23 protein-coding genes are annotated in these 21,594 nt (G+C 63.3%); 18 read left to right on the top strand and 5 right to left on the bottom strand.

All coding sequences use genetic code 11. The features are described 5' to 3' along the window. Positions 1 to 8: 8 nt before the first annotated feature. Positions 9 to 587, bottom strand: coding sequence for a superoxide dismutase [Fe] (sodB, locus tag HFRIS_RS12605; protein WP_006463749.1), 579 nt, complete (start codon positions 585 to 587; stop codon positions 9 to 11). Between the two features lie 336 nt (positions 588 to 923). Then, positions 924 to 2,330 (bottom strand): exodeoxyribonuclease VII large subunit, encoded by a 1,407-nt coding sequence (gene xseA / locus HFRIS_RS12600; protein ID WP_006463748.1) that lies wholly within the window; start codon positions 2,328 to 2,330, stop codon positions 924 to 926. A gap of 172 nt (positions 2,331 to 2,502) precedes the next feature. Here xseA and HFRIS_RS12595 point away from each other — a divergent pair, with 172 nt between their 5' ends. The 16 genes from HFRIS_RS12595 (at position 2,503) to HFRIS_RS12520 (ending at position 17,656) form a co-directional block, all read left to right on the top strand. Then, positions 2,503 to 3,108, top strand: a complete 606-nt coding sequence (locus HFRIS_RS12595) for a MotA/TolQ/ExbB proton channel family protein (RefSeq protein WP_006463747.1) — start codon at positions 2,503 to 2,505, stop codon at positions 3,106 to 3,108. Between the two features lie 16 nt (positions 3,109 to 3,124). Continuing rightward, a complete protein-coding gene (locus tag HFRIS_RS12590) occupies positions 3,125 to 3,553 on the top strand; it encodes an ExbD/TolR family protein (RefSeq protein ID WP_006463746.1) in 429 nt (142 codons plus the stop codon). 83 nt (positions 3,554 to 3,636) lie between these two features. Next, complete coding sequence (gene lpxK / locus HFRIS_RS12585; RefSeq protein ID WP_006463745.1) at positions 3,637 to 4,671, top strand: tetraacyldisaccharide 4'-kinase; 1,035 nt, start codon at positions 3,637 to 3,639, stop codon at positions 4,669 to 4,671. After that, positions 4,652 to 4,867 carry a Trm112 family protein gene (locus tag HFRIS_RS12580; protein WP_006463744.1) on the top strand — a complete coding sequence of 72 codons (216 nt, stop codon included), beginning with the start codon at positions 4,652 to 4,654 and terminating at the stop codon, positions 4,865 to 4,867. The genes lpxK and HFRIS_RS12580 overlap by 20 nt, the downstream gene beginning before the upstream one ends. A 33-nt stretch (positions 4,868 to 4,900) precedes the next feature. After that, positions 4,901 to 5,716, top strand: a complete 816-nt coding sequence (gene kdsB, locus HFRIS_RS12575) for a 3-deoxy-manno-octulosonate cytidylyltransferase (protein ID WP_006463743.1) — start codon at positions 4,901 to 4,903, stop codon at positions 5,714 to 5,716. A gap of 288 nt (positions 5,717 to 6,004) precedes the next feature. Beyond that, positions 6,005 to 6,661, top strand: a complete 657-nt coding sequence (adk, locus tag HFRIS_RS12570) for an adenylate kinase (protein WP_006463742.1) — start codon at positions 6,005 to 6,007, stop codon at positions 6,659 to 6,661. Between the two features lie 339 nt (positions 6,662 to 7,000). Then, complete coding sequence (locus tag HFRIS_RS12565; protein ID WP_006463741.1) at positions 7,001 to 9,043, top strand: sodium-translocating pyrophosphatase; 2,043 nt, start codon at positions 7,001 to 7,003, stop codon at positions 9,041 to 9,043. A 212-nt stretch (positions 9,044 to 9,255) separates the two neighbouring features. Then, a complete protein-coding gene (locus HFRIS_RS12560) occupies positions 9,256 to 10,014 on the top strand; it encodes an SDR family NAD(P)-dependent oxidoreductase (protein ID WP_006463740.1) in 759 nt (252 codons plus the stop codon). Positions 10,015 to 10,074: 60 nt separating this feature from the next. Then, positions 10,075 to 11,280, top strand: a complete 1,206-nt coding sequence (locus tag HFRIS_RS12555; protein WP_039875568.1) for a patatin-like phospholipase family protein — start codon at positions 10,075 to 10,077, stop codon at positions 11,278 to 11,280. Positions 11,281 to 11,405: 125 nt separating this feature from the next. Further along, the gene (locus HFRIS_RS12550; protein ID WP_039875565.1) at positions 11,406 to 11,801 is read left to right on the top strand and encodes a guanyl-specific ribonuclease; all 396 of its coding nucleotides are present in this window, start codon (positions 11,406 to 11,408) and stop codon (positions 11,799 to 11,801) included. Further along, positions 11,797 to 12,315 carry a barstar family protein gene (locus HFRIS_RS12545; protein ID WP_338033742.1) on the top strand — a complete coding sequence of 173 codons (519 nt, stop codon included), beginning with the start codon at positions 11,797 to 11,799 and terminating at the stop codon, positions 12,313 to 12,315. The genes HFRIS_RS12550 and HFRIS_RS12545 overlap by 5 nt, the downstream gene beginning before the upstream one ends. Before the next feature lie 130 nt (positions 12,316 to 12,445). Then, a complete protein-coding gene (purN, locus tag HFRIS_RS12540; RefSeq protein WP_006463736.1) occupies positions 12,446 to 13,057 on the top strand; it encodes a phosphoribosylglycinamide formyltransferase in 612 nt (203 codons plus the stop codon). A 63-nt stretch (positions 13,058 to 13,120) separates the two neighbouring features. Further along, positions 13,121 to 14,380 carry an RsmB/NOP family class I SAM-dependent RNA methyltransferase gene (locus HFRIS_RS12535; RefSeq protein WP_039875563.1) on the top strand — a complete coding sequence of 420 codons (1,260 nt, stop codon included), beginning with the start codon at positions 13,121 to 13,123 and terminating at the stop codon, positions 14,378 to 14,380. Beyond that, on the top strand, positions 14,377 to 14,973 hold the full coding sequence (locus HFRIS_RS12530) for a phospholipase D family nuclease (protein WP_006463734.1): 597 nt from the start codon (positions 14,377 to 14,379) through the stop codon (positions 14,971 to 14,973). Before HFRIS_RS12535 ends, HFRIS_RS12530 begins: the two co-directional genes overlap by 4 nt. 46 nt (positions 14,974 to 15,019) lie before the next feature. After that, a complete protein-coding gene (locus tag HFRIS_RS12525) occupies positions 15,020 to 16,378 on the top strand; it encodes a mechanosensitive ion channel family protein (RefSeq protein WP_006463733.1) in 1,359 nt (452 codons plus the stop codon). Between the two features lie 81 nt (positions 16,379 to 16,459). After that, a complete protein-coding gene (locus tag HFRIS_RS12520; protein ID WP_006463732.1) occupies positions 16,460 to 17,656 on the top strand; it encodes a DesA family fatty acid desaturase in 1,197 nt (398 codons plus the stop codon). 337 nt (positions 17,657 to 17,993) lie between these two features. Here HFRIS_RS12520 and rpmG read toward each other — a convergent pair whose 3' ends face one another. The 3 genes from rpmG to radC all read right to left on the bottom strand — a co-directional run bounded on the left by rpmG (position 17,994) and on the right by radC (position 19,308). After that, on the bottom strand, positions 17,994 to 18,161 hold the full coding sequence (gene rpmG / locus HFRIS_RS12515; RefSeq protein ID WP_006463731.1) for a 50S ribosomal protein L33: 168 nt from the start codon (positions 18,159 to 18,161) through the stop codon (positions 17,994 to 17,996). A 24-nt stretch (positions 18,162 to 18,185) separates the two neighbouring features. Then, a complete protein-coding gene (gene rpmB, locus HFRIS_RS12510; protein ID WP_006463730.1) occupies positions 18,186 to 18,422 on the bottom strand; it encodes a 50S ribosomal protein L28 in 237 nt (78 codons plus the stop codon). A gap of 205 nt (positions 18,423 to 18,627) precedes the next feature. Beyond that, a complete protein-coding gene (radC, locus tag HFRIS_RS12505; protein WP_006463729.1) occupies positions 18,628 to 19,308 on the bottom strand; it encodes a RadC family protein in 681 nt (226 codons plus the stop codon). A 173-nt stretch (positions 19,309 to 19,481) separates the two neighbouring features. Between radC and HFRIS_RS12500 the strand changes: the two genes are divergently transcribed. Continuing rightward, entirely contained in the window at positions 19,482 to 19,937 is a 456-nt protein-coding gene (locus HFRIS_RS12500; protein ID WP_006463728.1) for an FKBP-type peptidyl-prolyl cis-trans isomerase, read from the top strand. 59 nt (positions 19,938 to 19,996) lie between these two features. After that, positions 19,997 to 20,965, top strand: a complete 969-nt coding sequence (gene ispH / locus HFRIS_RS12495; RefSeq protein ID WP_006463727.1) for a 4-hydroxy-3-methylbut-2-enyl diphosphate reductase — start codon at positions 19,997 to 19,999, stop codon at positions 20,963 to 20,965. Positions 20,966 to 21,594: the final 629 nt, after the last annotated feature.

The following is a 21,594-nucleotide window of genomic DNA, read 5'->3' as shown; positions in this document are numbered from 1 at the left end:
AGCCGGGATCAGGCGAAGTTCTTGGCCACGAAGTCCCAGTTGATGATGCCCCAGTAGTTCTCGACATACTTGGCGCGTGCGTTGCGGTAGTCGATGTAGTAGGCGTGTTCCCACACGTCGACCGTCAGCAGCGGCTTGCTGTCGGTGGTCAGCGGGGTGCCGGCGCCGGTGGTGTTGACGATGTCCAGGGCGCCGTCAGCCTTCTTGACCAGCCAGGTCCAGCCGGAACCGAAGTTGGCCAGGCCCTGCTTGGTGAACTCGGCCTTGAAGGCGTCGAAGCCGCCCCACTTGGCGTTGATGGCGTCAGCCAGCGCGCCGCTCGGAGCGCCTTGGCCCTTCGGGGTCAGGCCGTTCCAGTAGAAGGTGTGGTTCCACACCTGGGCGGCGTTGTTGAAGATGCCACCGGAAGACTTCTTGATGATTTCTTCCAGGGACAGGTTTTCGAATTCGGTACCCGGGATCAGGTTGTTCAGGTTGGTCACATAGGTCTGATGGTGCTTGCCATAGTGATATTCCAGGGTTTCCTTGGAAATCGTGGGCGCCAGCGCGTCCAGATCGTAAGGCAGTGCCGGAAGGGTATGTGCCATGATGAATCCTTTCAGTCTTGTTGGTTTGCTACGAAGGGGTCTTTTCCGAACCTGAGATTCTAAAGCGGAAGACAATTCTTTGCACTCGATCAAATGCCCTGCCGGTCGGCTTCTTTCACATCCCGGTCGGGTAATGCGAATGGTTCTTGCTGGCGTGGCGCCTGTCCGCGAGGCAAGGAAAACCGTAGATGCCAGTGGTGGAAAGACGTTCCAGCTCATCCTTCACCTGCGTGGCGGACGTGCCAAGCCGAACGGGCCGGGAACCGTCCCCGGCCGGCGTTATAAGCTGATGAGAAAAAAGTCTGCCACAGCTGTCAAGCGTAGCGCGTTCACCCTTCAATCCAGCCGTGGCTGCACGCTGGCAATGCCGACCTCGGCGCTGCCCTGGGCCAGGCGGATGGTGATCTCGCTGCGGGCGGCCAGCTCGGCCGGTGCGTGCAGCACCCGCCCCTGACGGTCGCTGACGATGGCATAGCCGCGTTCCAGCGTGCGTTGCGGGTTCAGCAGTTCCAGCTGCGCATTCAGGCTGGCCAGCGCCTGGCGCTGCTGGGCCTGGCGGCTCGCCTGGGCATCCTGCAGGCGGCGCGCCAGCTCGGCCAGATCACGCCGGGCGTGGGTGGTATCGGGCATCTGGTGCGCCAGGTGGGTGGCGGCCTGCTGCAGGCGATGGCGCATGCGCGTCAATGGCACGCGGTTGGCATGCGAGAGGCGGGTTTGCAGGGCGGCCAGCTTGACCCGCTCATGGGCGATGGTGGCACCCGGATTGACCAGGCGGCGTGCCAGCCAGTCCATGTTCTGGGCGCGATCGGCGAGGGTACGGCGCAGGGCGCGGGTGAGCTCGCCCGCATGGCCGCGCAGTTCGGCCAGCCAGTCTTCGCGGGCCGTGGCGGCCAGCTCGGCGGCGGCGGTCGGCGTAGGGGCGCGCAGGTCGGCGGCGAAGTCGGCAATGGTGAAATCGGTCTCATGGCCGACGCCGGAAATGACCGGCATGGGCGCGGCGACGATGGCGCGGGCCACCACCTCTTCATTGAAGGACCACAGGTCTTCGATGCTGCCACCGCCCCGGCAGACCAGCAGGACGTCGCACTCGGCGCGGGCCGAGGCGGTCTGGATGGCGGTGGCGATGCGCTGGGCCGCGCCTTCGCCCTGCACCGGGGTCGGATAGAGCACCACCTCCACGTGCGGCGCCCGGCGGCGCAGGGTGGCCAGCACATCGCGCAGGGCGGCGGCCTGGGGGCTGGTGACGATGCCGATGCGGCGCGCAAAGCCCGGCAGGGGGCGTTTGCGCTCGCGGGCGAACAGGCCTTCGCGTTCCAGTCTTTCCTTCAGCTGCACGAAGGCAGCGTAGAGGTCGCCTACACCGGAGCGGCGGATGGCTTCCACGTTCAATTGGTAGTCACCCCGTGGCGCGTAGAGGGTGACCAGGGTGCGTACCTCGACCTTGTCGCCCTCGCGCGGCATGAAGCCGGCGTACTGGGCGCGTCCCTTGAACATGACCGCGCGGACCTGGGCGCCGTCATCCTTGAGATTGAAGTACCAGTGGCCGGAGGCGGCGCGGGTGAAGTTGGAGATTTCGCCCTTGACCCAGATCAGCGGGAAATTGCGCTCCAGCATGCGGGCCACCGCCTGGTTCAGCGCGGAGACCGTCAGCATGGGCGGTCCGCCCTCGCTGGCGCTGCCTGCGGGCAGGGCTTCGGCACGGGGGCGGGCGGTAGGGAAGGGCGGGAACTTGTCGGTGGGCATGAGGGCGCAGGTGATCCAGGGGCGATACAATGCCGCATTGTAAGGCCAAGCCGACGGCGCTTGCCGAGGCGCACGCAACCGGCTACATTCTGCACCGCAGAAGAAGGCGCGCCCGGCGGGTCGTCTCTTTGCAACAGGATCAGATTTTCACCGCATTCAACAGGAGTACGTTTTGCTCGCCATCATCCTCGCCGCCGGCTGGCCGATCTGGCCTTTGCTGATCGCTTCCATCATCGGCCTGGCGCTGGTCATCGAAAGACTGGTCTATCTGCGCCGCCCGCGCATCCTGCCGCCGGACCTGCTGGGGGAGGTGGTACGGGTCTATCAGAGCGGTCGCGTCAACGACGACGTGATCGACAAGCTGGAACAGAATTCGCCGCTGGGCCAGGTGCTGGCTGCCGGTCTGCGCAATGTCGACGCCCCGCGCGAAGTCATGAAGGAAGCCATCGAAGAAGCCGGCCAGGCCGCCGCGCACCGGCTGGAGCGCTTCCTGACCACGCTGGGTACCATCGCCTCGCTGGCACCGCTGATGGGCCTGTTCGGTACCGTGGTGGGCATGATCGAGATCTTCGCCTCGCAGAATGCCGTCGGCACCAACCCGGCGCAGCTGGCACACGGTATCTCCATTGCGCTCTACAACACCGGGTTTGGCCTGGCCATCGCCATGCCGGCGCTGGTGTTCTACCGCCACTTCCGCGCCCAGGTGGATGGCTTCGTGGTGGACATGGAGCAGCAGGCCGTGAAGTTCGTGGACATCGTGCACGACGTGCGCCGTTGATTGCGCGGAGCCGACCATGAACTTCCGCAAGGGCCGTCCCCGCGAAGACCTGGAGATCAACCTGATCCCCTTCATCGATGTGCTGCTGGTGATCGTGATCTTCCTGATGGTGACCACCACCTACAGCAAGTTCACCGCGTTGCAGGTCACGCTGCCCACGGCCGATGCCCAGAAGGCGCTGGAGCAGCCCTTCGAGATCAACATCGCCATCGATGCCAGCGGGCGCTATGCGATCAACAACAAGCGCATCCCAGCGCGTGATGCGCAGGGGCTCGCCGAGGAAATGCAGGCCGCCGTGCAGGCCAGCGGCAGCCAGCGCGACCCGGTCATCATCATCAATGCCGACGCACTGGCCACGCATCAGACCGTGGTCAACGTGATGGAGGCGGCGCGCCTGGCGGGGTATCCCAAGCTGACCTTTGCAGCGCAGTCCAGCAGCAAGTGATTTATCCACAGGCTTTTGTTTTCCGACGTGGCGCCAGGGCCTTGGCCTTGGCGCCACGCTTTTCTTGATGACGGATTGAAACCATGGCCGATTCCAGGCCCACTGCCGAAGCCATCCTGAGCCGCGCCTGGCAATCCCGTGGCGTGCTGGCCTGCGCGCTGTGGCCGCTGTCGCTGCTGTTCGGCGGCCTGGCGGCGCTGCGCCGGCTGCTCTTTGCGCTGGGCATCAAGCGCGCCGAGCGCCTGCCGGTACCGGTGATCGTGGTGGGTAATGTCTTCGTCGGCGGGACCGGCAAGACGCCTTTTGCGATCTGGCTGATCGAGGCGCTGCGGGCGGCCGGTTTGCATCCGGGCGTGATTTCGCGTGGCTATGGAGGAGGCAACGGTGCCGGGCAGACCCTGGAGGTCAGCCCCGAGGCCGCGGCGTCGCAGGTCGGCGACGAGCCGCTGCTGATCGCCCAGCGTACCGGCGTGCCGCTGGTGGTGGGGCGGCGCCGGGTTGCGGCGGCGCGCAGCCTGCTGGCGGCGCACCCGGAGGTGGATGTGATCATCTCCGACGACGGGCTGCAGCATTACGCACTGGGGCGCGATATCGAGATCGTCCTCTCCGATGCACGGGGCGTGGGCAATGGCTGGCTGTTGCCGGCCGGCCCCTTGCGCGAGCCGGCTTCGCGCCGGCGTGATTTCTCGGTGCTCAATGTTGGCTTGCAGGGCAAGGCTCCGGCCGGTGTGCATGCCATGCGCCTGCAGGCTGACGAGGCCGTGCAACTGGCGCCACCGCAGGCGCGCAAGCCATTGGCACAGATGGGCGAGGGCGCGGTACGCCTGGCAGCGGTGGCCGGCATCGGGAATCCCGAGCGCTTTTTCGCCACGCTGGAAGGGGCCGGCCTGAGCTTTGCCCGCCACCCCTTGCCTGACCATTACGACTTCGCCATCGATCCCTTTGCAGGCCTTGCCGCCGATGTCATCCTGATCACGGAAAAGGATGCAGTAAAATGCAGGGCTATCGAGGCCATCCGAAACGACCCGCGTATCTGGGTCGTGCCCGTAACAGCGCGCATCGACGGCGCGCTGGCTGAACATATAGTGGAGAAACTCCGTGAACGCCCGACTGCTTGATATCCTGGTTTGCCCCATCTGCAAGGGTCCGCTGGACTACGACAAGAAAGCCCAGGAACTGATCTGCAAGGCAGACAAGCTGGCCTACCCCATCCGTGACGGCATCCCCATCATGTGGGCCGATGAAGCACGTGAACTGGGTGCTGCGCCTGCGGCTGCTTCAGGTACTTCCGCGCCGGCGGCTCCGGCAGCCTGACCCCGATTTTCCCTTCCTGCTGCGGCTGATCCCATGACCTTCACCGTCATCATCCCGGCGCGCCTGGCTTCCACGCGCCTGCCCAACAAGCCCCTGGCCGACCTCGGCGGCAAGCCGATGATCGTGCGGGTGGCCGAGCGCGCTGCCCTGTCCGGTGCCGCACGCATCATCGTGGCCACCGATCACCACGACATCCATGCCGCCTGCCAGGCGCACGGCGTGGAGGTGGCGATGACCCGCGCCGACCATCCCTCCGGCACCGACCGCATCGCCGAGGTGGCCGCCGCCATGGATCTGGCCGAGGATGCCGTGGTGGTCAACGTGCAGGGTGACGAGCCGCTGATCGATCCTGGCCTGATTGCCGCCACCGCCGCCCACATCAAGGCCGGCGTGCCCATGGCCACGGCTGCGCATGCCATCGAGAGCGCCGCCGATGCCTTCAATCCCAATGTGGTCAAGGTGGTGCTGAACAAGGAAGGCTGCGCCATGTATTTTTCGCGGGCCACCATTCCCTGGCATCGCGATGCCTTCGCCCAATCGCGCGAGGTGTTGCCGGACGCCAGCGGCCCTGATCACGCCAACGAATACGTACCGCTGCGCCATATCGGGCTGTATGCCTACAGCAACCGCTTCCTGCAGCTCTATCCCACGCTTACGCCGGCCCCGCTGGAACGCATCGAGGCGCTGGAGCAGCTGCGCGTGCTGTGGCACGGCCATGCGATTGCCGTGCATGTCACTTCGCTGGTGCCGGAAGCCGGCGTCGATACGCCCGAGGACCTGTTGCGCGTGCGCAAGCATTTCGAGGCCCCGCCCGACAGTGCCCTGGTGCAAAGCATCTCCGCACTCTGATAGGCAGATAGGCAGCCATCCTGGCATGATCCGGCGCAAGGCCGGCCGGTGCCGCTTGCTGTAAGTTCCCTGTCAAGCTGACAGGACACAATCAGGGCCAGGAGACTGCTTAAAAATCAGGCGTTTGTCATGGTTCGGTAAGATTTTGTGGTAAGTTTCGTCCCGGAGCTGACGCAAACGGCGCGCAAACAAGCTGCATAACCGTGTAGATGGCAGGCATCCTCTGTCATCCCGTCGCAAAAGAATTCAAGCATTCAAATTTTCAAAAACCTCAATTTAGGAAACCCTATGCGCCTCATCCTTTTAGGAGCGCCTGGTGCCGGTAAAGGCACGCAAGCCACTTTTATCAAGGAAAAATTCAACATTCCGCAGATCTCCACCGGCGACATGCTGCGTGCTGCGGTGGCGGCGGGTACCGAGCTGGGTATCGCCGCCAAGAAGGTGATGGATGCGGGCGGTCTGGTTTCCGACGACATCATCATCGGCCTGGTCAAGGACCGTCTGCAACAGCCGGATTGCGCCAACGGCTATCTGTTCGACGGCTTCCCGCGCACCACCCGTCAGGCTGACGCCATGAAGGAAGCCGGCGTGGCCATCGACTACGTGCTGGAAATCGACGTCCCCGACAGCGCCATCGTCGAGCGCATGAGCGGCCGTCGCGTGCACCCGGGTTCGGGCCGCAGCTACCACGTCAAGTTCAACCCGCCCAAGGTCGAGGGCAAGGATGACATCACCGGCGAAGCACTGGTCCAGCGCGACGACGACAAGGAAGAAACCGTCAAGAAGCGCCTGTCGGTCTATCATGACCAGACCGAAGTGCTGCTGGGCTACTACGGCAAGTGGGCCGAATCGGGCCAGCCGGGTGCGCCGAAGTATCGCAAGATCGCCGGCGTGGGTCCGGTGGAAGAAATCAGGGATCGTGCATTTGCCGCCCTGGCGGAGTAAAGTAAAGCGGACTACGGTCCGCTTTTTTTTTAGCCTTTTGAAGGCTGACACAAAGAGCGGAAGAGCTCGAAAACTAACAAATCGATAGATCGCGGCAGATCGCGGTCCATCGGCGAGGTCAATCGGCGAGGTCGATCGGAATTGGTCGCCGCCCGCACCCGCCCGAGGGTGTGGCGGTTGCAGCCCCGGCAAGCACAACAACTCCAATAAGAAGGGCGACGTAATTTGCAGGCGCAGTATCGGCGGTGATGCGTGGGTAACAGGGCAGCGATGCCCGCCCGGGTGCCACGGCGGATGTTCGTGATTGTTGATGAGTCGTGATAACAAAAGGAGATAAAGATGGCACTTGCCCTGTGGTTTGCCATTGCCTGCGGCATTGTCGCGGTGATCTATGGCCTCGTCTCGCGTAGCTGGATTCTCAAGCAGGACCCCGGCAACCCCCGCATGCAGGAAATCGCACTGGCCATCCAGCAGGGCGCGGCGGCCTACCTGGCGCGGCAGTACCGCACCATCGCTATGGTGGGCGTGGTGCTGCTGATCGTCATTGCCCTCATCCCCGGACTGGGCTGGCTGACCGCCGTCGGCTTCCTGCTGGGGGCGGTGCTGTCGGGCGCCTGCGGCTTCATCGGCATGAATGTCTCGGTGCGGGCCAATGTGCGCACCGCCCAGGCAGCCACGCGGGGCATGAACGAGGCGCTCGCCGTGGCATTTCGTGGCGGGGCGATCACCGGGATGCTGGTGGTGGGGCTGGGGCTGCTGGGAGTGTCGCTGTTCTTCTGGGTCCTGTTCGTCTATGGACAGGGGCGCGCGGCCAGTCTGCACGACGCCATCCAGCCGCTGATCGGGCTGGCTTTCGGGGCTTCGCTCATTTCCATCTTCGCCCGCCTGGGCGGGGGGATCTTCACCAAGGGCGCCGATGTGGGCGCCGACCTGGTGGGCAAGGTCGAGGCCGGCATTCCCGAGGACGATCCGCGCAATCCGGCGGTGATCGCCGATAACGTCGGCGACAACGTGGGCGACTGCGCCGGGATGGCGGCCGATCTGTTCGAGACCTACGTGGTCACGCTGATCGCCACCATGCTGCTGGGTACCCTGGTGCTGCAGGGCATGGAGACGCTGGCCGTGCTGTATCCGCTGGCGCTGGGCGGGGTGTCGATCCTGGCCTCCATCGTCGGCTGCGCGATGGTCAAGGCGCAGCCGGGCAAGAAGATCATGTCGGCGCTCTATACCGGCTTGTGGTGGTCGGCCGGGCTGTCGCTGGTAGGCTTCGCGCTGGTCACCTGGCTGCTGCTGCCGCCCGAATTGCGTGTGCCGCTGATGGGCGCGGCGGTGGTGGGCATCGTGCTGACCGGCCTGATGGTCTATATCACCGAGTACTACACCGGCACCGACTTCAAGCCGGTGCGGCATATCGCCGAGGCCTCCACCACCGGCCATGGCACCAACATCATCGCTGGCCTGGGGGTGTCGATGAAGTCGACCGCCTATCCGGTGCTGGCGGTGTGCGCGGCGATCCTGGTGTCGTACTGGCTGGCGGGCCTGTATGGCATTGCCATCGCGGCAACCGCCATGCTGTCCATGGCTGGCATCGTGGTGGCGCTCGATGCCTATGGCCCCATCACCGACAATGCCGGCGGCATCGCCGAGATGTCCGGCCTGCCTGACTCGGTGCGGGCCATCACCGATCCGCTGGATGCGGTGGGCAATACCACCAAGGCCGTTACCAAGGGCTATGCCATCGGTTCGGCCGGGCTGGCGGCGCTGGTGCTGTTCGCTGATTACACGCATGCGCTGGAATCGGTGGGCAAGACGGCCAGCTTCGACCTCTCCAGTCCGGCGGTGATCATCGGGTTGTTCATCGGCGGCCTGATTCCCTACCTGTTCGGCGCGATGGCGATGGAAGCGGTGGGGCGGGCGGCTGGCGCGGTGGTGGTCGAGGTACGGCGCCAGTTCAGCGAGATCAAGGGCATCATGGATGGCAGCGGACGGCCGGAATACGACAAAGCGGTCGACATGCTGACCTCGTCTGCCATCCGCGAGATGATCCTGCCGTCGCTCCTGCCGGTGATCGTGCCGATCCTGGTGGGGCTGCTGCTGGGTGCCTCGGCGTTGGGTGGGCTGTTGATGGGGACCATCGTCACCGGCCTGTTCGTGGCGATCTCGATGACCACTGGTGGCGGCGCCTGGGACAACGCCAAGAAATACATCGAAGACGGTCATCACGGCGGCAAGGGTTCCGATGCCCACAAGGCGGCAGTCACCGGTGACACCGTGGGTGACCCCTACAAGGACACGGCGGGACCGGCGGTCAATCCGCTGATCAAGATCATCAACATCGTGGCGCTGCTGCTGGTGCCGCTGTTGCCGAACATCCCTAACTGAGCCCGTCTGCAGTCGTGCAATTGTCGCCGCGCCGATAGTCGGGGCGCGGCGGCCTGCGCATAATCTCCGCCAGCAGGGAATCGCCACGCCGGGCAGACATTGCCAGGCCGGCCGATCCGTCAAATAATGCTGCCTGAGGCATCACCTCATCATCAGGCCACGGCGACCCGGGCCATCCGTCCGGGTCAGCGAGATAAAAAACAGGAGACTCCATGCGTATCGAAGGAAATGTTTTCATCGTCACCGGCGCAGCATCCGGTCTGGGCGCGGCCACTGCGCGCATGATCGCCGCCGCCGGCGGCAAGCCGGTGCTGGCCGACCTGAACCAGGAAACCGGCAGCGCGCTGGCGCAGGAACTGGGCGGCATCTTCGTGCGCTGCGATGTCAGTTCCGAGGACGATGCGCAGGCGGTGGTGCAGGCCGCGCAAGCGTTGGGCAGCCTGCGCGGCCTGATCAATTGTGCCGGCATCGCCCCGGCCGAAAAGCTGATTGGCAAGAACGGTCCGCATACCATGGCGCTGTTCATGAAGACGCTCAACATCAACCTGGTCGGCAGCTTCAACATGGCGCGCTTCGCCGCCGATGCCATGGCCAAGGGCGAGGCGCTGGCGGAGGGCGAGCGCGGCATCATCATCCACACTGCCTCGGTGGCGGCGTATGACGGCCAGATCGGGCAGACCGCCTATTCGGCCTCCAAGGGTGCCATCGTGGCGATGACCTTGCCGATGGCGCGTGATCTGTCGCGCAGCGGTATCCGGGTCATGACCATTGCCCCCGGCATCTTCGAGACGCCCATGATGCTGGCCATGCCGCAGGAAGTGCTGGACTCGCTGGGCCAGGCCGTGCCCTTCCCGCCGCGTCTGGGGCGCGCCACCGAATACGCGCAGCTGGCCAGGAGCATCATCGAGAACGTGATGTTGAACGGCGAGACCATCCGTCTGGATGGGGCCATCCGCATGCCCCCCAAATAGGCCGCATTTCCCTGCCAATTCTCTTGTCCACAGCGCGGGCGCTGCTGATAAGCTGCCCGCATGGAGACAATGGAACATAAAACAGGATTGATCCTGACCGGCGGCGGCGCACGGGCGGCCTATCAGGTGGGCGTCCTCAATGCGCTCTCGATGATCCTGCTCGAAGCCGGCTGGCCGGTACACAGCAATCCCTTCCCCATCATCTGCGGCACGTCGGCCGGTGCCATCAACGGTACCGCGCTGGCCTGCCGTGCCGATGATTTCGGCGAGGCCGTGCGCGAGCTGATGGCGGTATGGAGCAACTTCCAGGTGGAGCAGGTCTACCGCGCCGATTCACTGGGCGTGATCCGCTCCGGGGCGCGCTGGCTGTCGCTGTTCTCATTCGGCTGGCTGCTGCGCAAGTGGCGCGCCAACCCGCCCAACTCCCTGCTGGACAACACGCCCCTGGTGAGCATGCTGCATCGCCTGCTGGACTTGCCGCGTCTGGATGCCGCGCTGGCGGAAGGACAGCTGCACGCGCTGGCGGTGACCGCCTCGTCCTATACCAGCGGCCAGCACATCACCTTCTATCAATGCGCCGAGGAAATCGAGCCCTGGCGGCGCACGCAGCGTCTGGCCATCCGCGACCAGATCGGCGTCGACCATCTGCTGGCCTCGTCGGCGATTCCCTTCATCTTTCCGGCCATCCCCGTGTATATCGACGGGCGCTGTGAATACTGCGGCGATGGCTCCATGCGCCAGATCGCACCGATCTCGCCGGCCATCCACCTGGGCGCGACCAAGGTGCTCGTCATCGGCGCTGGCCGCATGGGCGAGAAAGGCGAGCAGGCGCCCACCAACACGCCGCACTATCCCAGCCTGGCGCAGGTGGCAGGGCATGCGATGTCGGGCATCTTCCTGGATGGCCTGTCGGCCGACATCGAACGCATCAACCGGGTCAACCAGACCCTCTCGGTGTTGAACGAGGAGCAGCGTCGCCACACGCCCTTGAAACCCATCCGCACGCTGGTGATCTCGCCCTCGCACCGCATCGACAGCATCGCCAGCCGTCACGTGAGCAGCCTGCCGCGCCCGATCCGCACCATGCTGGGCGGCATCGGCGCGACCGAGGCACGTGGTTCGGCATTGGCGTCCTATCTATTGTTCGAACAGAGCTTCACCAACGAGTTGATCGCCCTGGGAGAGAGCGATACCTACGCCAAGCGCGAGGAAGTGCTGGCCTTTTTTGAACCGGACACGGCGCAATTGCTCCAAGCCTCTGCCTGATTTGCTGCCGGTCAAGCCTTGGCCCTGCCGTGGTTGCCTAGCTGAAAGCAACAAGTTAATCTACCGGGTGCTGTTGTTTTTAATTGACAAAATTGCAATTTAGAGAATAACCACGGACCACGCAGATGCGAGCTCGATTCATCTCCTCGATATTCATGAAGTATTGGCTGGTGCTGCTCACCGCCCTGATGCTGGCCGCGCCCGTGCATGCACGTGGCCCGGAGCCGGGCGGTCTGCCCGAAGTGAACCTCGACCAGCTGCCGCGCGAGGCCCAGCAGACCATGGCCCTGATCCGCGAGGGCGGGCCTTTCCCGTATGAAAAGGACGGTGCCGTCTTCGGCAATTACGAAGGGGTTTTACCCAGGCAGAAGCGCGGGTATTATCGCGAATACACTGTCAAGACGCCGCGCGCCCGCAACCGGGGCGCCCGACGCATCATCAGTGGCGGGGATCCCAAGTCTTCCGGCGAATACTATTACACGAGCGATCACTATAAGAGCTTCCGCCGGATCCGCGATTGATCGCGGTCAGGCAGCAGGGCAGGGCACCGGGCCCTGTCGCAGCACGCGTGTCAGCCAGGTCAGCCAGATCAACCACGACAGCCACACAGCCCCGCCTATGGATACTGAAGGGAGAATGAGTTTGTTTAAAACGGTGCCGCCCAATATCGTGCAGTCCATTCGCGCCTTTCGCGTGAACGAGCTGCAGCAGGAGGCCGCGCATCTGGAGCAGCATTTTCTCTATGCCTATTGTGCCGAGGCCGTCACCAAGCAGCAGGTGTTGAGCACCATCGCCAGCGCCTTCCATTTCCCCCGTCATTTCGGCAAGAATTTCGACGCCCTGCATGATTGCCTGACCGACCTGACCCACAAGGCCGGCAAGCAGATCGGCTTCGTCGTGGTGCTGGAGCAACTGCCCAATACCCAGAAGTTCGACAAGGAAGCCCGGGAGACCCTGCTGGACGTGTTCCGCGATGCCGCCGATTACTGGGCCGAAAAGAAGGTGCCGTTCCGGGTTTTCTATTCCTTCCAGTAAATTGCGCAGCAATCCGGGCACATTCCGGCACATTCGGGGTACATCCGGATAAACCATTTACGCCACGCTCTGCCTTTCGCATTGTGAAAAACGGCGGCAGCCGGGCCGGCAGCAGGTACAATGCGACCCCATGAGAAGCATCGTCATCCTGATTTCCGGACGGGGCAGCAATATGGAAGCCATCGTCCGTGCCGCACAGGCCGAGCGGTGGCCTGCCAGAATCGCCGCCGTCATCAGCAACCGCGCTGATGCCAGCGGCCTGGAATTCGCCGCCCGGCACGGTATCGCCACCGCCGTCATCGCCAATCGCGACTATCCCACGCGTGATCTGTTCGACGCCGCACTGCGCGATCGCATCGATGCGTTTGCCCCTGACCTGGTGGTCCTGGCCGGCTTCATGCGCATCTTGACGGCGCCTTTCGTGGACCATTACCAGGGCCGCATGCTCAACATCCATCCGTCCCTGCTGCCCAGTTTTCCGGGCCTGGCGACGCACCGGCAGGCCCTGGCCGCCGGCGTGAAGCTGCATGGCGCCACGGTGCATTTCGTCACGCCCGATCTCGACCACGGCCCCATCGTGGCCCAGGCGGCCGTGCCGGTGCTGGAAGAGGACAGCGAGGAAACGCTGGCCCAGCGCGTGCTGGAACAGGAACATGCGATCTACCCGCGCGCCGTGCGCTGGTTCATCGATGGCCGCCTGACACTGGAGGGCGCCCGCGTGCGCCTGACGGGCGCGGCCTGAATTGCCTGCCGGCCGTGGCGGCCTGCGCATCACTTATCTTGAATTGAAACTGAAGGACCTAGCATGAGATTGCCTCCCGCGATCATTCCCCATACCGAAGAACTGCTGCGCGAAGTGCTGCGCTTCACCGGCCCGGCCGACGTGACGCTGTCGCGTTATTTCCGCGACAACCCGCGCCTGGGCAGCCGCGAGCGCGGCGTGATCGCCGAAGCCATCTACGGGTTGCTGCGCAACAAGACGGTGCTGACCAACTTCGCCGAGTCCGGCATCGGTCCGATGATGCGCCGCCTGGCCCTGCTGGGCCTGGCCGATGCTGTCGGTGCCGAATCCATCGCCGGCCTGCAGGAGGGCGAGGCCGAATGGCTGGACCGTGTGGCCCAGATCGATCGTACCCAGCTGGCGCCGCAGATGCGCAGCAACCTGCCGCCCTGGCTGTGGGACAAGCTGGTGGCCCGCATGGGCGAGGCGGCTACCCTGGAACTGGCCGACGCCATGAACCGCCCGGCCCCGCTGGACCTGCGCGTGAACACCATCAAGTCGGACCGCGACACCGTCATCGCCGAACTGGCCAAGGCCCCGGTGGCCTGTGAGCCGACCCCGTATTCGCCGCTGGGCCTGCGCGTGTTCAAGAAACCGGCGCTGCAGAACATCCCGGTGTTCAAGGACGGCGCCATCGAAGTACAGGATGAAGGCAGCCAGTTGCTGGCCCAGATCGTCGGCGCCAAGCGCGGCGAGATGGTGGTCGATTTCTGTGCCGGTGCCGGCGGCAAGACCCTGGCCCTGGGTGCGCTGATGCGCAATACCGGTCGCCTGTATGCCTTCGACGTGTCCGAAAAGCGCCTGGCCAAGCTCAAGCCGCGCCTGGCGCGCAGTGGCCTGTCCAACGTGCACCCGGTGGTGATTGCCCACGAGAACGACGCCAAGGTCAAGCGCCTGGCCGGCAAGCTCGATCGCGTGCTGGTCGATGCGCCCTGCAGCGGCCTGGGCACCCTGCGTCGCAACCCCGACATGAAATGGCGCCAGTCCGTGGAGACGCTCAGCGAGATGCGCGCCAAGCAGGGCTCCATCCTGGCCAGCGCGGCCCGCCTGGTGCGCCCGGGCGGTCGCCTGGTGTATGGCACCTGCAGCATCCTGGAAGAAGAGAACGACGAAGTCATCGCCGACTTCCTGCAGTCGCACCCGGATTTCATCCTGCGTCCGATGAGCGAGGTCCTGGCCGAGCAGAAGATTGCGCTGGACATGGGCGACTACCTGAAGTTGCTGCCGCACCTGCATCAGACCGATGGCTTCTTTGCGGCCGTGCTGGAGCGCCGCGCGGCATGAAGCGCATGATGGGCATGATGCGCCTGGCTTCTGTGCCGGTCCTGACGGCCGGGCTGCTGCTTGGCCTGGCCGCCATCCCCGGCGCCCAGGCCAGGGAATCCCTGCCGCCACCGCCCGTGGTGGCCGCGCAGGGCACGATCCAGTCGGCCTTCGCTCCCTGGGATGACATCGAAGGCCTGATCGTCAGCCAGCTTGACGGCGCCCGGCGCCAGATCCTGGTGCAAGCCTATCTGCTGACCAGCCGGCCCATCACCGACGCCCTGGTGGCCGCCCGCAAGCGCGGCATCGATGTGCGCGTGCTCATGGATGGCGGGCAGCTGGACAAGAACGCCAACGACCGCCTGCGCCAGCTGCGCGGTGCCGGCATCCCGGTCTGGCTGGAGACCGCCTACCGCAATGCCCACAACAAGGTGATCGTCATCGATGCCAGCCTGGCCTCGGCCACGGTGATCACCGGTAGCTATAACTTCACCTGGTCGGCCCAGCACAAGAACGCCGAGAACATCCTGGTCCTGGGCAAGAATCCACCACTGGCCGCGCGCTACGCCGCCAACTGGCAACGCCACCGGCAGGATGCCGAAGCGGCGCCTTGAAGCGTCGAGCCTGAGCTGACCGTCGACAGCGGCCTTTCATGACCCCATGACCGACCATTTCTTCTCCCTTTTCACTGATCCCAGCCCGGTTGACCTGTTGCGCCAGCTGGTGGTGATCGTCCTCTCGCTGCTGGGCGGTATCGGCCTGTCGCGCTGGCTGCGCGCGCGTTTCGTGCTGCCCTCCGACCAGGAAGAGCAGTCCCTGGTGATGCAGATCGGCGTCAAGAGCTTCGCCCGCGTGCTCTCGCCGCTGCTGGCACTAGGCCTGCTCACGGGGGCGTACTTCATCCTCAAGCGCGGCGGCCACGGGGTCTCCCTGTGGGAAATCATGTTCCCGCTGGCCGTCGCGCAGGTGGCGATGCGCTTCGTGTTCTATGTATTGCGAGGGATCTTCGTCAAGGACGCCACCGTGGGCGCGCTGCTGCACCTGTCGGAAAAGCTGATCGCGCTGCTGGTCTGGCTGTGCGTGGTGCTGTGGATCACCGGCCTGTGGCCGGACTTCGTCGATTATCTCGATACCACCACGCTGCCGCTGGCGCGCCACAAGGTGTCGCTGCTGACCATGCTGCAGGGCGCGGCCTCGGTGCTGGTGACGCTGATCATCGCGCTCTGGATAGGCACGGTGGTGGAGAACCGGCTGATGAAGTTCAGCGGCATGCACTCCTCGCTGCGCACGGTGGTGGCCCGCATGGCACGAGCGCTGCTGATCCTGATCGCCTTCCTGGTCAGCCTGTCGCTGGTGGGCATCGACCTGACGGTGCTGTCGGTCTTCGGCGGCGCGCTCGGCGTGGGTATCGGTCTGGGCCTGCAGAAGATCGCCAGCAGTTATGTCTCCGGTTTCGTGATCCTGCTGGAACGCAGCATGGTCATCGGCGACATGGTTGCAGTGGAGAAATATTTTGGCAGGGTCACCCAAATCAACTCCCGCTACACCATCCTGGAAGGGCTGGACGGTATCGAGACGGTGTTGCCCAATGAGCTCTTTGTCTCCAATCCGGTACAGAACTATTCCTTGACGCATCGCATTGTACGTTTGTCTACACAAGTTACAATTCTGTACCAGGATGATGTGGAAACGGTCTTGTCCATCATGGAGCAGGCCGCACTTGGTGTAGAGAGAGTCTCCCAGCAGACCGCGCCGCATGCGCTGCTGATCAAGATCGGCGTCGATGGGCTGGACCTGGAGCTGGGGTTCTGGATCACCGATCCTGAAAACGGGCGCCTCAATGTCCTTTCCGACGTCAATCGTGCGATCTGGAAAGCCTTCAAGCAACATGGCATCCAGGTGGCCCATGCCAAGCGCGACATTCGCATCATGGATGAGCGGAGCTTCCGCCAAAGTACGCCCCAGGAAAATCCTGATGGTCCGGAGCCGAAGAATTCGCGTACAATACCCGGCACTTAAAAGAAAATAAAACCATTTTCACGGAACAAGTAATATCCCGATTTGTAGTCCGATAGTTGTTTTCTATTTGGAGTTGTACTGATGACCCTTGATGCGATCCTCGACTTTGTTGCCAACGGCCTGCTGCATGCATCCGGTTGGCAGATTGTCATCTACACACTGGTGATGACCCACATCACCATCGTGGGCGTGACTCTCTACCTGCATCGTTGCCAGGCGCACCGCGCGCTCGAACTGCACGCGATCCCCAGCCACTTCTTCCGTCTGTGGCTGTGGATGACCACCGGCATGGTGACCAAGGAATGGGCTGCCATCCACCGCAAGCACCACGCCAAGTGCGAGACTGAAGAGGACCCGCACAGCCCGCAGACCCGCGGCATCAACAAGGTGATGTGGCAGGGCGCCGAGCTCTACCGCAATGAGTCCAAGAATGCCGAGACCATGGAAAAGTTCGGTCACGGCACCCCGGACGACTGGATTGAGCACAACATCTACAGCAAGTACGGCTGGCAGGGTGTGGGCATCATGCTGATCATCGACGTGCTGCTCTTCGGCGCCATCGGCCTGACGGTCTGGGCCGTGCAGATGGCTTGGATTCCCTTCTGGGCAGCCGGCGTGGTCAACGGCCTGGGTCACTTCTGGGGTTACCGCAACTACGATTGCAATGATGCAGCCACCAACCTGTTCCCGATCGGCATCATCATCGGCGGCGAGGAAATGCACAACAACCACCACACCTTCGGCACCTCGGCCAAGTTCTCGGCCAAGTGGTACGAGTTCGACATCGGCTGGATGTACATCCGCATCCTCGAAACCTTCGGCCTGGCCAAGGTCAAGAAGGTGGCTCCGGTGCCCAAGTTCGATCGCCAGAAGTCCGTGATCGACCTGGATACGCTGCAATCGGTCATTTCCAACCGTTACGACGTGACGGCCAAGTATGCCCGTTCGCTGAAGACCGCCTGGCAGGACGAGCTGGACCACCTGATCGAGAAGGCCAAGCTGGAATCGCGCTTCCTGAAGTCCTCCAAGAAGCTGCTGCAGCGTGAGCCGGGCCGCCTGGAAGATGGTCAGAAGCAGCAATTGTCCGAGCTCTTCGCCCACAGCAAGGCGCTGCAGACCATGCATGAAATGCGCATCGAACTGAGCGCCATCTGGGAGCGTTCGCATTCGACCCGCGAACAGCTGCTGCAGCAACTGCAGGACTGGTGTGCACGTGCCGAAGCCTCGGGCGTGAAGGCCCTGCGCGACTTCGCCCTGCGCCTGCGCAGCTACGCATGATTTTCCAGCCCGGTCAGGCCGGGATGTGAATGAAAAATCCCCGCAGAGCGATCTGCGGGGATTTTTTCTTTGGGCGCCGCTCAGGGATATGAACAATCGTCCGCGCCGGGTCAGGGGCTGCAGCGGCGCTCGCGTCGGTCATCCCGACAAGGTGGGAGCATGGACGCAGCGTCCAATGACGGATGGCCGGCTGGTCCCGCAGCCTTGCGCCCGCTGCCGAGCAGAAAGAGCGGTGCTCCCTTCCAGAAAGTGGAGGAGGGCGACTGGCGCCAGGCAATAAAAAACCCGCAGATCGCTCTGCGGGTTTTTTACTGGAATATCCAGAGACCGGGATCAATTACTTGATCTTGGTTTCCTTGTATTCGACGTGCTTGCGCGCCTTGGGATCGAACTTCATGATGCTGATCTTTTCGGGCGTAGTACGCTTGTTCTTGGTGGTGGTGTAGAAGTGACCAGTACCTGCGGTCGACTCCAGTTTGATTTTGTCGCGGCCGGATTTCGCCATGATAGATTTCCTTTACTCTGCTAATTAGACTTTTTCGCCACGAGCACGCAGATCGGCCAGAACGGCATCGATGCCGATCTTGTCGATCACGCGCAGGCCGGCGTTGGACAAACGCAGCGAAACCCAACGGTTCTCGGATTCGACGAAAATGCGGCGATTCTGCAGGTTGGGCAGGAAACGACGCTTGGTCTTGTTGTTTGCATGGGAAACGTTGTTGCCGACCATCGGCCCCTTCCCGGTGACTTGGCAGACACGTGCCATGTGAGACTCCTTAAAAATTTCCGAATTTGGGAAAAACGAGAGTATATGGAAAAAACTCAGCTTTTTCAATGACTTGCATAAAACAATTGTGTCTTGCCATTCCTGTTTTATTTAACAATTGGCGGAGGCATTGCTGTCAAGACCTGGGTCATCGGGCTCTCAGCCTTGTCCCATGCGGGTTTGCGGCTGGCCAGGCCTGCCTGGTTCACAGCCGGCCATGGTCGGCGAAGGAGTACACGAGTGTCTCGGCCACCACGAAATGGTCCAGCAGATCCACGTTGATCATCCCCAAGGCCTCGTCCAGCGCCTTGGTGAGTTCCAGGTCGGCCTTGCTGGGCTCAGGGTCACCCGAAGGGTGGTTATGGGCCACGATCACCGAGGCGGCATTGTGTCGCAGCGCCGCCTTGACCACTTCGCGCGGGTAGACCGCGGAATGATTGAGCGTGCCGCGAAACAATTCCTCGGTACCGATCAGGTGACCGCGCACATTGAGGAAGAGGGCGACGAAACTTTCACGTTCCTTGCCCTTGAACATCAGCTTCAGGTAGTCGCCCACGGCGCGGCTGGAGTTCATGACCGATCGTTTCTTCAACTGTTCGTGGATCACGCGCCGCGACAGTTCCAGCGCCGCCCGCAACTGGCTGCATTTGGCCGGACCCAGGCCGTCGCCCAGGTCGCTGTTCTTGTGGGCGGCATCGAAGAGTTCATCGAGGGTGCCGAAACGCTGCAGCAGCCCATGGGACAGGTCCATCACGTTCTTGCCGGGGATGCCCACCCGCAGGAAGATCGCCAGCAATTCGGCGTCCGACAGGGCTGCCGGCCCATGCTGGATCAGGCGTTCGCGTGGCCGTTGGTCCTTGGGCCAGGCTGTCAGGGTCATGCTCATGTCGTTGCTCCTCTAAGAAGATGGAATGAAGATCACGAGGGAGCGGATTTGCGCAGGCGCAAGGACAGGGCAGGGAACTGCATGTGGAACCTCAGCGCCGTGAAGCCTCCAGCGGCGCGCCGGTCCAACGTGGCTTACAATAGCGGGTTCCTGTGCACCTTCGAATACCTGTCATGTCCAGCCCATCCGTCCCCGTCGTCACCGAAAACGCCTATCTCACGCTGCATTACCGCCTGGCTTCGCTGGAGGGGGAAGATATCGTCAGCACCTTCAACGAAAACCCGGCCACGCTGCAATTCGGCCAGGGCCAGTTGGCCCCTTTCCTGGAAGCCTGCCTGCTGGGCCTGCCGGAAGGGGCGCACCAGACCTTCGAACTGGCGCCGGCCCAGGCCTTCGGCGAACGCAGCGATGAACTGGTCCAGCGCATCTCGCGTGCCACGCTGGACGAGAACTCGTCCATGGACGAGCAGTACCGCATCGGAGACCTGGTGGACTTCGCCGCCCCCGGTGGCGGCCGCTTCGCCGGCATCCTGCGTGCAATGGATGATGATGGCGCAATTTTCGACTTCAATCACCCGCTGGCCGGGCAGACGCTGAAGTTCGAGGTGAAAATCATAGGAATCCTGTAAGCGCCTCGATAATTGGCGATACTGCGCTCGCGATGTTTTGAAGAATCAAGGGAATTACCATGACCATGGCTAAAGCCGAATCCGAAATCCTGCTGGCCCAGCCCCGTGGTTTCTGCGCGGGCGTGGACCGCGCCATCGAGATCGTCGAACGCGCCCTGGCGCAGTTCGGCGCCCCCATCTATGTGCGCCATGAGATCGTGCACAACGCCTATGTGGTCAATGACCTGCGCGCCAAGGGCGCAGTGTTCATCGAGGAACTGGCCGACGTGCCGGCCGGCAGCACTGTCATCTTCTCGGCACACGGCGTGTCCAAGGCGATCCAGGCCGAGGCGGCCGAACGCGGCCTGACCGTGTTCGACGCCACCTGTCCCCTGGTCACCAAGGTGCACATGGAAGTGGCCAAGATGCGCCGCGAAGGGCGCGAAATCATCATGATCGGCCACGCCGGCCACCCCGAAGTCGAAGGCACCATGGGCCAGACCGAAGCCGGCATGCATCTGGTGGAAACGGTGGACGACGTCGCGCGCCTGCAGGTGGCCGACCCGGCGCTGCTGGCCTATGTCTCCCAGACCACGCTGTCGGTGGACGACACCGCCGAAATCATCGCCGCCCTGCGCGAGCGCTTCCCGGCCATCTCCGAACCCAAGAAGGGCGATATCTGCTACGCCACCACCAACCGCCAGGAAGCCGTGAAGTTCATGGCGCCGCAAGTGGACGTGGTGATCGTGGTGGGTAGTCCCAACAGCTCCAACTCCAACCGCCTGCGTGAACTGGCCGAAAAGAAGGGCGTACCGGCCTTCATGGTCGACAACGCTGCACTGATCGATCCGCAATGGATCAGCGGCCGCCAGCGTATCGGCGTCACTGCCGGCGCCTCTGCGCCGGAAGTGCTGGTGCAGGCCGTGATCGATCGCATCAAGGAAATCGGTGCCCGCAGCGTCCGTGTGCTGGAGGGGATCGAGGAAAACGTCACCTTCCCCCTGCCCAAGGGCCTGGGCGCGCGCGGCACGGCTGCCGAGACCCACTGAGTACCTGCGAGCTGGCGGCCGTATGACTGTTGCGGCCGCCACAACCGCCACAACCGCCACAACCGCCCCCAGGCTTGCTGACGCAAGCCTTTTTTGTTGGGAATTCGCCTTGCCGGAGCCTGTTGCAGATTTGCCCCATGGTTCAATGGTCTTACCGCGATTTCTTGTGTAACAGCCGATTGTTTGTGCGCGATTGTTGGCCGCTTCTGCGTATAATTCCGCACCATTATCGACACGCCGCCCAAAAGGCGGCTCCCGCGCAAGCCCTCTCCAAAGAGGGCGGAGCGCCGCAAATGCGGCGCAACCAGAGACAGGGAGACACCACCATGCAAGTCCATCTGCCTACCGGCGCGCGCCGGTGCATCCGGTCCCGGCCGCCCAGTTGCCGCTCCGGTGGCGCTTCCTGGTCCAGCCCCCGCCGCCCTGGCGGCGACAGCAGCTGATCCCCACTTCATTTCCTCCCGAATTCGACGACTGTTTCGACGGTGCGCTATCGCCTTTTATATGAAGGGTGATAACGCTATCCCGAACGCCGGGAACGGATTTTGCTAATCGACATGCTTTCGCGCGGTGTCCGCTTTGGTGCAGACCTGCGTGTTTTTATTGTTTCAATTTAGATCGAAGAGTTA

Origin of the sequence: Herbaspirillum frisingense GSF30, from assembly GCF_000300975.2 — a bacterium.
GTDB lineage: Bacteria > Pseudomonadota > Gammaproteobacteria > Burkholderiales > Burkholderiaceae_D > Herbaspirillum > Herbaspirillum frisingense.
Note: the sequence above shows the minus strand (reverse complement) of the source record. Positions and strands in the feature narration are given on the sequence as shown.

Bases quoted from the DNA above. Each gene is read 5' to 3' on its own strand.
- sodB (WP_006463749.1), bottom strand. From the start codon at position 587: ATGGCACATACCCTTCCGGCACTGCCTTACGATCTGGACGCGCTGGCG.
- xseA (WP_006463748.1), bottom strand. From the start codon at position 2,330: ATGCCCACCGACAAGTTCCCGCCCTTCCCTACCGCCCGCCCCCGTGCC.
- HFRIS_RS12590 (WP_006463746.1), top strand. From the start codon at position 3,125: ATGAACTTCCGCAAGGGCCGTCCCCGCGAAGACCTGGAGATCAACCTG.
- lpxK (WP_006463745.1), top strand. From the start codon at position 3,637: ATGGCCGATTCCAGGCCCACTGCCGAAGCCATCCTGAGCCGCGCCTGG.
- kdsB (WP_006463743.1), top strand. From the start codon at position 4,901: ATGACCTTCACCGTCATCATCCCGGCGCGCCTGGCTTCCACGCGCCTG.
- adk (WP_006463742.1), top strand. From the start codon at position 6,005: ATGCGCCTCATCCTTTTAGGAGCGCCTGGTGCCGGTAAAGGCACGCAA.
- HFRIS_RS12565 (WP_006463741.1), top strand. From the start codon at position 7,001: ATGGCACTTGCCCTGTGGTTTGCCATTGCCTGCGGCATTGTCGCGGTG.
- HFRIS_RS12560 (WP_006463740.1), top strand. From the start codon at position 9,256: ATGCGTATCGAAGGAAATGTTTTCATCGTCACCGGCGCAGCATCCGGT.
- HFRIS_RS12555 (WP_039875568.1), top strand. From the start codon at position 10,075: ATGGAGACAATGGAACATAAAACAGGATTGATCCTGACCGGCGGCGGC.
- HFRIS_RS12550 (WP_039875565.1), top strand. From the start codon at position 11,406: ATGCGAGCTCGATTCATCTCCTCGATATTCATGAAGTATTGGCTGGTG.
- purN (WP_006463736.1), top strand. From the start codon at position 12,446: ATGAGAAGCATCGTCATCCTGATTTCCGGACGGGGCAGCAATATGGAA.
- HFRIS_RS12535 (WP_039875563.1), top strand. From the start codon at position 13,121: ATGAGATTGCCTCCCGCGATCATTCCCCATACCGAAGAACTGCTGCGC.
- HFRIS_RS12530 (WP_006463734.1), top strand. From the start codon at position 14,377: ATGAAGCGCATGATGGGCATGATGCGCCTGGCTTCTGTGCCGGTCCTG.
- HFRIS_RS12525 (WP_006463733.1), top strand. From the start codon at position 15,020: ATGACCGACCATTTCTTCTCCCTTTTCACTGATCCCAGCCCGGTTGAC.
- HFRIS_RS12520 (WP_006463732.1), top strand. From the start codon at position 16,460: ATGACCCTTGATGCGATCCTCGACTTTGTTGCCAACGGCCTGCTGCAT.
- rpmG (WP_006463731.1), bottom strand. From the start codon at position 18,161: ATGGCGAAATCCGGCCGCGACAAAATCAAACTGGAGTCGACCGCAGGT.
- rpmB (WP_006463730.1), bottom strand. From the start codon at position 18,422: ATGGCACGTGTCTGCCAAGTCACCGGGAAGGGGCCGATGGTCGGCAAC.
- radC (WP_006463729.1), bottom strand. From the start codon at position 19,308: ATGAGCATGACCCTGACAGCCTGGCCCAAGGACCAACGGCCACGCGAA.
- HFRIS_RS12500 (WP_006463728.1), top strand. From the start codon at position 19,482: ATGTCCAGCCCATCCGTCCCCGTCGTCACCGAAAACGCCTATCTCACG.
- ispH (WP_006463727.1), top strand. From the start codon at position 19,997: ATGACCATGGCTAAAGCCGAATCCGAAATCCTGCTGGCCCAGCCCCGT.